This window comes from Extibacter muris, from assembly GCF_004345005.1.
Taxonomy (GTDB): Bacteria; Bacillota; Clostridia; order Lachnospirales; family Lachnospiraceae; genus Extibacter; species Extibacter muris.
Genome location: NZ_SMMX01000027.1, coordinates 17,301 through 28,917 on the forward strand (window position 1 = coordinate 17,301; position 11,617 = coordinate 28,917).

Annotated in this window: 13 protein-coding genes; 6 read left to right on the forward strand and 7 right to left on the reverse strand. The window is 51.0% G+C overall.

Features of this window, described 5'->3' with window-relative positions:
* Window positions 1-523: 523 nt before the first annotated feature.
* The gene (locus E1963_RS19860; RefSeq protein ID WP_167482257.1) at window positions 524-694 is read right to left on the reverse strand and encodes a hypothetical protein; all 171 of its coding nucleotides are present in this window, start codon (window positions 692-694) and stop codon (window positions 524-526) included.
* A gap of 221 nt (window positions 695-915) precedes the next feature.
* On the opposite strand from E1963_RS19860, the gene E1963_RS18235 reads away from it, so the two are divergent.
* Complete coding sequence (locus E1963_RS18235; RefSeq protein ID WP_167482258.1) at window positions 916-1,482, forward strand: DUF1062 domain-containing protein; 567 nt, start codon at window positions 916-918, stop codon at window positions 1,480-1,482.
* On the opposite strand, the gene E1963_RS18240 is transcribed toward E1963_RS18235, so the two are convergent.
* Window positions 1,469-3,043 (reverse strand): response regulator, encoded by a 1,575-nt coding sequence (locus E1963_RS18240; RefSeq protein ID WP_132281200.1) that lies wholly within the window; start codon window positions 3,041-3,043, stop codon window positions 1,469-1,471. The genes E1963_RS18235 and E1963_RS18240 overlap by 14 nt on opposite strands.
* 22 nt (window positions 3,044-3,065) lie before the next feature.
* A complete protein-coding gene (locus E1963_RS18245; protein ID WP_167482259.1) occupies window positions 3,066-4,877 on the reverse strand; it encodes a sensor histidine kinase in 1,812 nt (603 codons plus the stop codon).
* A 140-nt stretch (window positions 4,878-5,017) separates the two neighbouring features.
* Between E1963_RS18245 and E1963_RS19865 the strand changes: the two genes are divergently transcribed.
* From E1963_RS19865 to E1963_RS18265, 5 genes are all read left to right on the forward strand, one after another.
* Window positions 5,018-5,179 (forward strand): hypothetical protein, encoded by a 162-nt coding sequence (locus E1963_RS19865; protein ID WP_167482260.1) that lies wholly within the window; start codon window positions 5,018-5,020, stop codon window positions 5,177-5,179.
* Window positions 5,180-5,247: 68 nt separating this feature from the next.
* Window positions 5,248-5,682, forward strand: a complete 435-nt coding sequence (locus tag E1963_RS18250; RefSeq protein ID WP_132281205.1) for a VWA domain-containing protein — start codon at window positions 5,248-5,250, stop codon at window positions 5,680-5,682.
* A 216-nt stretch (window positions 5,683-5,898) separates the two neighbouring features.
* Window positions 5,899-6,129 (forward strand): hypothetical protein, encoded by a 231-nt coding sequence (locus E1963_RS18255; protein ID WP_167482261.1) that lies wholly within the window; start codon window positions 5,899-5,901, stop codon window positions 6,127-6,129.
* Window positions 6,078-6,575, forward strand: a complete 498-nt coding sequence (locus tag E1963_RS18260; protein WP_132281211.1) for a hypothetical protein — start codon at window positions 6,078-6,080, stop codon at window positions 6,573-6,575. Before E1963_RS18255 ends, E1963_RS18260 begins: the two co-directional genes overlap by 52 nt.
* Complete coding sequence (locus E1963_RS18265; RefSeq protein WP_132281214.1) at window positions 6,532-7,113, forward strand: class I SAM-dependent methyltransferase; 582 nt, start codon at window positions 6,532-6,534, stop codon at window positions 7,111-7,113. Before E1963_RS18260 ends, E1963_RS18265 begins: the two co-directional genes overlap by 44 nt.
* 27 nt (window positions 7,114-7,140) lie before the next feature.
* Here the strand turns inward: E1963_RS18265 and E1963_RS18270 are convergent, their stop codons facing one another.
* The 4 genes from E1963_RS18270 to E1963_RS18285 form a co-directional block, all read right to left on the reverse strand.
* Entirely contained in the window at window positions 7,141-8,139 is a 999-nt protein-coding gene (locus E1963_RS18270) for a Gfo/Idh/MocA family protein (protein WP_243117802.1), read from the reverse strand.
* An 88-nt stretch (window positions 8,140-8,227) separates the two neighbouring features.
* On the reverse strand, window positions 8,228-9,970 hold the full coding sequence (dhaL, locus tag E1963_RS18275; RefSeq protein ID WP_132281220.1) for a dihydroxyacetone kinase subunit DhaL: 1,743 nt from the start codon (window positions 9,968-9,970) through the stop codon (window positions 8,228-8,230).
* Between the two features lie 53 nt (window positions 9,971-10,023).
* Window positions 10,024-10,587, reverse strand: coding sequence for a phosphoheptose isomerase family protein (locus tag E1963_RS18280; protein ID WP_117772592.1), 564 nt, complete (start codon window positions 10,585-10,587; stop codon window positions 10,024-10,026).
* A gap of 12 nt (window positions 10,588-10,599) precedes the next feature.
* The gene (locus E1963_RS18285) at window positions 10,600-11,484 is read right to left on the reverse strand and encodes a sugar phosphate isomerase/epimerase family protein (RefSeq protein ID WP_132281223.1); all 885 of its coding nucleotides are present in this window, start codon (window positions 11,482-11,484) and stop codon (window positions 10,600-10,602) included.
* Window positions 11,485-11,617: the final 133 nt, after the last annotated feature.

Genomic DNA, 11,617 nt, shown 5'->3' on the forward strand with positions numbered 1-11,617 from the left:
GCTTGCATCCCGCAGGATAAGGGCTACGGAAAGGATTCTCCGCCTCTCCCGCTTACACCTTCGCATATACCACCCGGCTCCCCGCCCGCTATCTACTTTACTAAACAAGGGCGAGAACGGCTGTGTGGCGTTACTGGCCAGCGGATGACCGCTGGCTGCGTGAGATGAATGATAAAATATAACGGGCTTAATATATGCGGCATAGAGGCTGAACTTGTATGCCACCGATGTATAATTTTTTGTGGCTGTTCGGAGAATCATTTTCGTTGAGAGCGATAAGGGTCTAGGTAAAGCCATACAAATCAGACTATGCATATGGTTGTTGTTAATCACTTGAAGCGAGGTGTTTACGCCGATGCTGTAAGAAGAGCCGGAATCAGGTGCGGGGATGTTATATGGAATAACATCCCCTGCCTGGTTCCGGCTCTTCTTATATTAGGTTTTCTTTTCGGCAAAGGGCTTAGCTTTCTTAGCACTTTATCACTATGCAACACAACCAAAGCACTTCCATCAGCCAGCAATGTCACACAGCCACTCCCGCCCGTGGCAGTAAAGAAGATAGCCGATGCGGAGGTGTAAGCGGAAGGGACGGAGAATCCTCACCAGATTCCTTGGCCTGGGGGATGAGAGCCGCTGTCGGCGAATATTCCACAGGCTTAGGAATCTGTGTGATAGTCGCAGTTCCCGGACGCATCGGAGCATCTGCCCCATACCTCCCCAGCGGCGTCTACATTAATTAAGCCCCATTTAAGAAATGCCGTTATTAAAACAGCTGATAACGATAGTACGCTTCAGGATGAGGCATCCTCCAATGCCTAATCTTTCCGTGTCTCAAGTTCCTTTATAAAACGTGTATTCGGTTGGACATACCAGACCGTGATGCTACAATTTTACAGAACGAAAGGACTGTGCAAATTGAAGAAAATCGTATGGTATATCCAATTTGAACTGCCTGCCGTACTGCGATACTGCAAAAGCTGCGGCACGAAAAGAGAATATATGTGCTCCGGACAGTTCCGGGTGAATGCACAGCGGAAGCATCTTGACATATGGCTCATCTACAGATGTCCGCACTGTGGAGCAACATGGAATCTGCCCATCTGCTCCCGTATCAGTTCCGCCGACATAGATTCGGACCTTCTGGAACGCTATCACAACAATGACCGGAAGCTTGCCGCGCAGCATGCTTTGAACATGGGGCTCCTCCGGCAGAATGGAGCCATCCCCTGTGCGCCAGCGTTTGTGGTATCCGGAGAGAATCTCCCCTCCGGCGAACCCGTAGAACTGCATCTGACATGCGAGTACCCGCTGCCCGTCAAAGTGTCTGCCGTGCTGCGCCAGAAGCTGAACCTGTCCCGCAGGATGCTGGATCAGCTTATAGAAAACGGGATGATAAAAGGGGCACCCGAGGCAAATGTGCTGAAGCAGAAGCTGGACGGCCATATCACACTGACCGTCCAGTACGATGCTACCGGCTTATGAGCTTTTCCCGGTATCCCCTCGGCGTCTCCCCCGTCACCTTCTTGAATACGACTGAAAAGTATTTCGGATTGTTATAGCCGCAAAGCTCTCCAATCTCCTGTATCGGTATGCTGGAGTCCTCCAGCAGTTTTCTCGCTATCTTTATCCGCTCGCCGGTGAGATACGCGCTGAAGCCGCCGCTCGTATATTTCTTAAAGAGGGTACTGACATAGCCGGACGTCCGGTTGAACTTTTCCGCCACCGTATTTAAATCCAGCTCTTCTGTAATATGTTCATCCACGAAATCCAGCATCTGCCGCATCAATGCTTCATTCACGTTCCCGCTGCCATCGCAGAGCTCTTTGAGCAGTTCGATCCGTTCTTTCAGCTCCTGACCTGCCTCCCCCACAGACCAGATACAGGAAAAGCTTTTGTACTTTTCATCCCATACTGTCTTGCCGGCCTGTTTCCGCGCCATCACGAGGTTGATATGGTTCTGTACTTCTTCATATTCCTGCTCCAGCACCTTCAGCACCCGGCGGGTTTTCCCGGAATATGCCAGCTTTCGGAACCGGTCCAGCATATCAAATATATTGATATCTTCAATCGGCTTCATCCGTTTTACCAGCTCCAAAGCATCCGGCTCTTTTCCTTTTTCCAGATCCTGGTACGCGCACACGCCGGTTCCCTCTTCAAATATCTTATAGTTGGCTGCCAGCATGGCATGCCGCAGAGAGACGTGAAGCTGGATGGAGTCAAATGCTATATCACCGATTCCCGCATATACCTCTGTCTTGCAATATTGTTTCAACAGTGACAGCGCTTCACGCACGAGCTTCTTCTTCTGTTCCAGCAGGGCTGTCTGGCTGTCGCCTTCAAAGATGGCCACGACCATGCCCGAGCCGTACACTACGTTAACCGCCTTCTCATCATCCAGGCGGAGGCCCCAGAACTCATCGAGTATATTCTTAACGACAAAGTCGATATATTCCTGGTTGGCGGGCGTCACCTTGTACTGTACGGCCACGCACATATACAGATGGGAGTCGAAGCGCATGCCCAGCTCTTCGAGCTGGATGAGATAATTCCTCGCCTCTTCGCTGCTCGTGCATTTCAAAAGTCCAAGCAGGAAATCCCGCTTGAGCTTTTCCATAATTCTCGTGTTTTCGCTTCTTTTCAGATATTCCTCCCGGCTCCTCTGTCTGGCCTGCCGTATATCTGTTATGTAGGAATGTATGAGCTCCACGAACTCCGTTTTCTTGATCGGCTTCATGACATACTCTTTTACGCCAAGTTTAATCGCTTTCTTGGCGTATTCAAAGTTCTCATATCCCGACAGGATGATAACAGGGACATTTACGTTGATCTCCTTCAGCCTCTGTATGAACTCCAGGCCGTCGCATCCGGGCATGCTTATGTCAGTTATGATAAGCCCCGGCGTCTCTGTCCTTGACTTTTCCAGCGCCTCCAGGCCATTTCTCGCCTCTACGAACTCTACTTCTTCCCTGAGGTTGCCGGACAGTATGGATACGATACCTTTCCGTATGAACTTTTCGTCATCTGCAACTAATATTTTAAACATCTTCCTCACCCATTTCCATCACCTACAGCACAATTATAATGCGAATTACCGTTCCTTCGTGCTGCTCGCTTTCTATCAATACTTTGCTGCCTTCCTTGCATATCATCTCTATCCTCTGCTTTACATTCAGGATTCCGACAGATTTGCGCTGCTTTTCGGTACACCGGATCTCTTTGTTCTCATCCAGGCATCTCTGAATCCACGCCACCTTTTCACCCTCGATGCCGCACCCGTTGTCCTGTATGGCAATCACTAGCCTGTCCTCTTCTCTTCTTGCGGTTACGTGGACTTTCCACGGCGGCATCTTCGTCTTGAATGCATGGCTGAAGCAGTTTTCCACCAGCGGCTGCAGTATCATTTTGGGAACGATCACATCCTCGAGCCCGTAGTCACATTCCAGCTCATCCTCCAGGTCATCTTCATATCTCATGCACATGATATAGAGATAATTCTTCAGATTCTGCCATTCCAGTTCAAATGCCACTTCGTTGTTGCCCCACTTGATGCTGTAGCGGAAGAGTTCCCCGAGCACGGCCAGGCTGTTCCCCATCATATAATAGCCGTCTATCTCGCACTGCATGCGCATATTTTCCAGCGTATTATATAGAAAATGTGGATTGATCTGAGCCTGCAGCGCTTTAATTTCGGCGTCTTTCTGGGCCTGCTCGTTCCGTACCTTCTCTTCGAGAACCTCATTCAGGTGTGCCACCATGAGATTGAAGGAACTTCCGATGCGGGATATCTCATCTGATTTGCCGTCCTCTGGTATGAGCACGTCAAAATGTCCTTCCCTCACCTTGCCCATCATGACGTCTACGACTACGAGGCGGCTCAGCATGTTGCTGATGACGAGGTAAGTGATGATCCCCATCACTCCAAGGCACATCACGGTGATGAGCAGTACGCCGATGACCATGTTGAAGATATTACTGTATATGTCATCCCGTGAGAGAAGGGCAATATTGATAAGCCCTGTATTCGGGCAGACGGAGTAAGACATCCGGTAGCTTGCTCCGTCAATGTATAGTTCTTCCGTACCCTTATCCTCCTGAATCCTTGCCATAATACGTTTTTCAAGCACGCTGTCCCTGTTCCCTGTATTGATAAGTACATTTTTCTTCCGGTCCGCCACTATCTTCGTTATACCGGAATTGTCATTACGCAGGCCCGTCACGTCCATAAGGCGGTTGATATCCACATCCGTCTCCACCACTCCTATCACATCTTTCGTCCCTATCGCATATACCTTCTTATAGATTGGAAGGACATAGACATTGGCATTGCCTATTTTTATGTGCTTGGTATCCAGCGTGGAAAACACGAGTTCCGACTCTCTGACTGCTCCGTAGACCGCTCCTTGCGTATCTACCGTCATCTCCGCGTAATAAGGCTTTTCCTCCAGTTTCTGAAGGGGAAACTGCCAGTCGGCCCTTACCTGGTTATTCGAGGAATAGAGGCCGATATTTCCAAAGATATTTGAATACAGGTAACGGTTGTTGATCAGCTCCTTCTGTACGCTGGAAGTATAATAGTTGATTTCCCGCTGGCTCAATTCATTCTTATCATTCATAAAATAAGAAAATTCCTGCCGGTAGAACAGCTCGTCCAGCATGACATCTGCGTCTGACAGCGTCTCATCAATCCTGCCCTGCATGCTGCCCAGCACGGACGTCAGTTTTCCGTCCGCTGTCTCCATGGAGGTCTTCTGATACATCTGTATGTATATGATACAGATAATGAATATCGGTATGAGAAGCAGCAGCATCGTGGCTATCGTCATCTTCCATACCATGTTCAGCCCATAACGTCTCTTCATCCCTTCACCTCTCTTCATCCTTTCACCTCTCTCCATCTTTTTCCAGTATAACACACCGTTACGCCGGATAACAGTTCCGTGCAGAGATGCTATCCCTGCCTGGTGAATCACGCCTCCCATTCTTTTACTATATTATAGTATTGAATGGAGGTATTGATATGTCAACAACAAAGACACCTTGTCCCTACCAGGGTCCCGGAAAACAGGATCCGGCAGACGTTGGAGGTTATGATATGATGATGGCCGGGGCGTCCTCATCCATTTTCAGAATCGGATCCGGATATCCAAAGGGGCATCTGACGGATGCTCCTCAACCGTAACGCTGGATGTCGAAGCCAACCCGCTCGTATATTCTTATTACCCGGCCCACTCGCTGGATGTCATATTTGTGCTGGATGTGACAGCCAGCATGATGTCGGGGGGCAGCCGCAAGATGGACCTGGCAAAAAGGGCATTGAGCCAGACGATCCAGCTGCTCTGGCGGCAGAATAAGGAAACACGTGTCACTATCGTGCCTTTTGCCAGAGATGCCTATGTACCGCTGCCAGGCGGCGGGCTTTCCTACGATTACCTCGGCACGCTGTTTACCTGGCGGCGTTCTACGACAAGCGGCAACCGTATCGGACAGATCCTCGGCTACCGCAACGGCTCATATGTCTCTGCCACAGACATTCCGGCCTATATGGCACAGTCTGCTCCCATTGTGGCGAGTACTGAGCTGAGTTTGTACAACTACTATAATTATTACAAGATACGATACTCCGATATCTATGAGGACGACGGCACCGCGCACGGATGCGGTTCTGTCCCGTTACCTGTCTGATATATATGCTCAGAATCCTGGCGCTTACGCCGGCAACTTTATCCAGAACGTTGCCACAGGCACGCCTCTGGACAGCACACAGCTTCCGTATAGCATGAATGACACAGGATATGAAAGCAACACCATTCTAGATGACCTCCACCGCCGTTCGGTTATCTTGATTACGGATGGCCAGAGATAGGCGCCCAGTCACCCGGCCCTTACACACGGGAGAATGTGCTCGACAATATGCGCACGATTGCCTCTACCGGTTCCTATCTCCATGAAGCGGCCGAGAGCGGTTCCGACAATCCTATCATAGAAGAGCTGGAACGGCTTGCCAGATATCTGTTCATCCTGACCGGGGGAATCCCGACATTACGGATCCGGCAGACCCTGATTATACCGTGTATACCATGCCGGCTCTTCTGCCTGATATCAGCGAAGCAAATGTACGGGACGGGGTAATCACTGTCGGCCTGGGAGAAGTTCCTTATCCTCCTGCCTCACCGTACAGCCGGACACGGGTTCGGGTCACCTACCAGATTGAAAACAAAGGGCCTGCCCACGGTTCCCATCTGCATACGAACAACGATGAAGAGACGCTTGTCACCTTCCAGGAGGCAAACCATCTTGATGCTGCCTCGACTGAACTTACGTACGATAATCCTCCTCGTATCCTTCATTTCCAGACGCCGGTCATATCCTGCAACACCGGCTTTACTGTAGAGAAATATGTAGGTACAGAGGCAGATAATGTAATATTTAAGACGCTCTCCGTATCCGCCTGCCAGGTTGTCTACTACCGGATCGTAGTCCACAATTACACCGATGCTCCGCTGAACTTCCCCCTGCTCTATGAGGTAATGAATGTACGTACTGCACAGGAAGCACAGGCAGACGCAGGACGATGAACATCTTGATTTAATTATCGGCCTTCTGAAGATAGAGTCCGGTATGAAGATTCTGGATTTAGGAACTGGAACCGGATATTTAGCTTTCGCACTGGCAAAAGCTTATCCTGAAGCTGAGGTGACCGGGCTCGATATTGTTGAAAAAGCACTGAAGGCGAACGAGGCAAGAGCAAAAGCTGAAGGTCTGAAGAGACTGCAGTTCAAAGGCTATGACGGTGTCACTTTTCCATTTGCAGACCATACTTTCGACGTTGTCACTACACGGTATGCACTGCATCATTTTCCTGCAATCAATGATACCTTTCGTGAAATCAGCAGAGTGCTGAAATATAAAGGCATTTTGACGGACTGTTTTGAGACACATATCCGTTTTCCCAAGAAAAAGCAGACTGCTGCTGCGTTTGAAGATATTGTTAGCCGTTTTCATCCTGCAGTCATCAATGGATACGATATAAAAATTATCGATGATGAAATCTGGATAACAGAAAAGGTCAACAACATCTTGTTTAAGAAGACAGAACAGGGCCAGCTGCCGTAGAGACGGCAGCTGTATCAGGCGTTGTTCCTACCGTCCGGCGTCTTCCAGCGCCCTGTCCAGTATACGAGCGTTCCGCGATGTCTCTTCTTCCGACACGAGCGGCTGTTCCCCGTCCAGAATGCATCTGCCGAACTGTTCTATTTCCAGCATGTAGTTGTCGGGACACATGACTGTATACTCCGTCTTCTCTTCATCCAGCACTTCCACATTATCTACACGGGCACCTGTGGAAACTGTGAATTTGCACACGTTTCTACAATTGAAGTTACATGGGACTTCAATCCTTCCCTTACCTCCTACTACGGCATAATAGCCTCTGGCATAGGAATTCAGCGATGAATAACCCGCAGCCTGGGTCCCGTCATCATACTTGAGCAGGAACGTGTTGCTTACATCTACCCCGTATTCTTTATCCGTCTCGGCAAACGCCTTGACGCTTTCCGGCTCTTTTCCCATCAGATAGCTTATGACATTGACATTATAGCACGCCATATCATAAAACGCGCCACCGCCCAGACCCTGGTTCATCCTGATGTTGGACATGTCGAAAAGCACATCCGTCAGGTGCGATTCTATATACTTCACTTTGCCTATGGCCCCCTCATCTATAAGCGCCTTCACCTTCTGCACAAGCGGACTGTGCCGGTAGGCAAATGCCTCCATGAGAAGCACTCCGTTCTCCCGGCACACCTCATACATCTTCTTTGCCTCTTCTTCATTCATGGCTAACGGCTTCTCACATAAAATATGCTTTCCGGCCTTTGCCGCTTTTTCTGTCCACTCATAGTGCATAGAATTGGGAAGCGGTATATAGACAGCATCCACTTCATCGTCTTCCAGCAGCTGTTCATAACTGCCATAGGCTTTTTCAGCGGAGAATAATTCTTTCCATTCCTCAGCTTTGCCGCCTTGCCGGCTCGCGACGGCATGCAGCCTTGCATTATCTGCCCGAAGCAGTCCCGGTATCGTCCTTATCCTGGCAATCCCGGCACAGCCGAGGACGCCCCAGTTTACTTTTTTATTCATCACCTTTACCCGCCTTTCATCGTTGAGGTTCGTTGGGGACGGGGGAAAACTCATTTTCCCCCGTCCCCAACCTCGTTTTAGGGTGTCCCTATCTGCCTTCTACGAATTCTCTCATGCCCTGGAAGATGAGCCATACGGAGGTCGCGCCTGCATCCTGGTGCCCGATGGCCCGCTCCATAAGGGATTTGGCCCGTCCGAATCTGGCAACATATTTTTTCGTCTCTTCCATGCCCTGCCTGGCCGCTTCTTCTGCTGCTTTCAGCATGTCGAGCAGGCTGCCGGACGCCGCTTTCTCCATCGCTTCTACCGCGGGAGCCAGTGCATCCACCATCGTCTTGTCTCCCACCTCGGCCTTGCCTCGATCCTGGATGGCAAGGAGGCTCATCCGCTCCATCTTTGCCAGGTCGGCAGCCGTAAGCACTTCTTTCGGCTCCATATCCTTCGCTCCTGCAAGGTACAGGCTTCCAAATATGACGCCGGAGGCGCCCCCCATAGACATAAGCATCGCTTTTCCCGCGGCCTCGAAGACTGCATATGCATTTGTCTCGTCCTCCATCCGGAGCAGCTTTTTCTTCGCCTTCTGCATGCCACCGGCCATGCCGATTCCATGGTCCCCGTCTCCGATTACGCTGTCGATTTCCGTAAGATACGGTTTGCTCGCAATCATCTTATCCGCTATGTAGAGCAGCATATTCCTCGCATCTTCGGCATTCAGCTCTGCAAGCTCCCCTTCTTTGCTCCTTACGATCTTGATCTCTTCCGCGTCAGTTTCATCAAACTCAGGCTCTTCCTCCTCCTCCATGTCTCCGGAGTCGCAGACTGCACCCGTCAGTTCTCCTTTTGCATAATACGGAGAATAGCACGGCGCGTCATGATACCGCTTCAGCTCCTCGTCGAGCTTCAGCATCGTGATGGAGAATCCCCCCATCTCCATACACGTACAGTACGTCTTCACCTCTGCATCGTGCACCCTGAGCCCGTCTGCCGCCATAAGCCTGTGCAGGTCATAATACACGATGTTCAGCTCCAGAAGAGGTGTGGATCCAAGTCCGTTTACAAGGACTGCAACCTCATCCCCTTCTTGCAGGTTCATCTCTGCCTTCAGCTCTGCGTACATCCTTCCCACAAGTTCATCCGCCGGCTTCATCTTCGTGCGCTCAATGCCCGGCTCACCGTGTAGCCCCATGCCGAATTCCACCTCGTCATCCGGCAGCTCGAATGTCGGCTTGTCGTTCCCCGGCAGCGTTCCGGGAGACGTTGCAAGACCAATCGTATTGATATTGTCCCTCGCCTTTTCTGCGATACGTACCACCTCATCAAACGCAAGGCCCGCATCGCAGGCCGCGCCGGCTGCCTTGATAACAAAGACATCACCCGCGATGCCCCGGCGGTCGGTGATGCGCTCCTTCGGCGCAGAAGCGCAGTCGTCCCACACTCGCACGTGGGCTGTCTTCATGCCGTCCGCACGGCACAGTTCCTCCGCCATGTCAAAGTTCAGATTGTCTCCTGCATAGCACCCATAGATGAACAGGACCCCTTTTCCCTGATCTACGGCTTTAGCCGTCTCATAGATCAGCTCCGGGTTGGGGGATGCGCATATGTTGCCGCAGGCGACGCCGTCGGCCAGCCCGGCTCCGCAGTACCCGGAGAACAGCGGTTCATGTCCGCTTCCTCCGCCGATGACTAGCGCAACCTTATCCTTTCTGTGTCCCTTGTATGTAAATGCATTGTACTCGCCGATTCTTTTGTAGTACCGTCTGTATGCAGAAAGATATCCGGCGAGCATCTCTTCCACGACATGATCCACGTCTGCATTTAATATTTTTTTCATCGCACCTCTACCTCCTATACGTCATTCACTCCACACCACTAGCGTAACGCCCCTTATTCCACGTTCCTGTGGCGTCCCGACATCTTCTCGAATGTCAGTCCCGGCGTCTCGTCCACGATGGTCATCACTATCATATCGAATACGATGAGCAGGCACTGTTCAAACAGATTGCCCATGGGCTGGAATGACGGAACGACATCATCCGTCCCACGGTACACCGCGGCCGGGACGAAGAATACTTTGTCCGCAACGTTTCTTGCCGTGTTCCCGCTCGGCGAACCGGTTACCACGTATATGAGCGCTCCTGCTTCTTTCGCCCGCTCGCAAATATAGCTGATATGCCCGATGCAGCCATCTCCGAGGGTGGCTATCAGCATATCGCCTTCTCCTATGGAAGGTGTCGTGTCGTCCCAAATCCAGTGAATCTCTTTGCCCATATGCATGAGCCTCATGGCAAATGCTCTCGTCGCCATCCCTTCCCGTCCTACCCCGATAAGGAAGATGCGGTCATGCCGTTCCACTTCATCGATAAATTCCCGCATCGCTGCCTGATCCAGCTTCTCAAATACCTGTCGATATTCAGAGAGCATCTGCTCGTACATCTCTTTATATTCCATGCTGCCGCCTCCTTAATCCAGTTCCCTGTGAAGATAGTCCATCGTCTTTTTCATGCCTTCGTACACTGCGTCATCGTCATCTTCAAATATGGTGACAACTTCCAGATACTGCATGACATCCTCGAGCCCGGCCTTGGCAGTGGCGCTCCTGATGAGTTCCGGCGTGACGATCCCTTCCTTCGTGAAGTCCCAGTGCCGGTCCCACTGGCCGTCCGTCTGCTGAAGATGAATGGAGCCGATATACGGGGCACATGTACAAAGCCAGAGTTCCATGTCTGCCTCTTCTTTCAGAAGCGGCTCATAAAGCGCATGTCCCCAGTCCACGAGCAGCTTTACCGGAATATCCGTCCCTTCCAGGTCCTTCATCATCTTTACCGACACTTCCGGGCTGTGTGGAAATTCCGTGATGAGCGGCGTCGCCTCGATATGTATCTCCTCTAGACCTTGCTCCTTCCCATAGGAGGCCAGCCGTCTGACATAGCCAAGCATCTCTTCGTACCGTTCTTCCCGTCTTGCAGGGCAGCGGGCGTCGTCGTAGGACATGCCTCCCACCGGCGTTCCCATGACCTTAGCCCCCATCACTGCCGTAAGGTCGATGGCCCGTTTAAAGAAGAGGAGGGCTGCTTCTCTCTGCTCCTTGGACGGAGCGAGAAGATGGGCATACGAATAGGATGCCAGTCCTCCGAATGTAGCGTCTATGTGTACACCCTCTTTTGCAAATGCTTCCTTGTAGCGGATTGCCAGCACATCCCTTAATTCTTCCGGCCACCACGGGTCGATGAGGTCCCAGGTAAACTGCACGTGGTCCGTGTCAAAGTCATGCCTGCACATGTGGGCCAGCTTCTCCGGCTCCAAAAAACGCTTCACGGCAAATGACAGATTTAATCCAAGCTTCATAATCAATCTCCTCCTAATATATAAGTGTAGGGTTTCAGTACCCAACAGCCAGTTGGGACTTAATCCTCTCATTGTTTAAGCTGTATAATGAGCAGGCATTGGTGTGACGTTTTCTCCTTGGACCATCAGGTGT

What these genes read in the sequence shown, in the direction of transcription:
- E1963_RS19860 (WP_167482257.1), bottom strand. Translation starts at nt 694, where the DNA reads ATGCGTCCGGGAACTGCGACTATCACACAGATTCCTAAGCCTGTGGAA.
- E1963_RS18240 (WP_132281200.1), bottom strand. Translation starts at nt 3,043, where the DNA reads ATGTTTAAAATATTAGTTGCAGATGACGAAAAGTTCATACGGAAAGGT.
- E1963_RS18245 (WP_167482259.1), bottom strand. Translation starts at nt 4,877, where the DNA reads ATGAAGAGAGGTGAAGGGATGAAGAGACGTTATGGGCTGAACATGGTA.
- E1963_RS19865 (WP_167482260.1), top strand. Translation starts at nt 5,018, where the DNA reads ATGTCAACAACAAAGACACCTTGTCCCTACCAGGGTCCCGGAAAACAG.
- E1963_RS18260 (WP_132281211.1), top strand. Translation starts at nt 6,078, where the DNA reads ATGCCGGCTCTTCTGCCTGATATCAGCGAAGCAAATGTACGGGACGGG.
- E1963_RS18265 (WP_132281214.1), top strand. Translation starts at nt 6,532, where the DNA reads ATGTACGTACTGCACAGGAAGCACAGGCAGACGCAGGACGATGAACAT.
- E1963_RS18270 (WP_243117802.1), bottom strand. Translation starts at nt 8,139, where the DNA reads ATGAATAAAAAAGTAAACTGGGGCGTCCTCGGCTGTGCCGGGATTGCC.
- dhaL (WP_132281220.1), bottom strand. Translation starts at nt 9,970, where the DNA reads ATGAAAAAAATATTAAATGCAGACGTGGATCATGTCGTGGAAGAGATG.
- E1963_RS18280 (WP_117772592.1), bottom strand. Translation starts at nt 10,587, where the DNA reads ATGGAATATAAAGAGATGTACGAGCAGATGCTCTCTGAATATCGACAG.
- E1963_RS18285 (WP_132281223.1), bottom strand. Translation starts at nt 11,484, where the DNA reads ATGAAGCTTGGATTAAATCTGTCATTTGCCGTGAAGCGTTTTTTGGAG.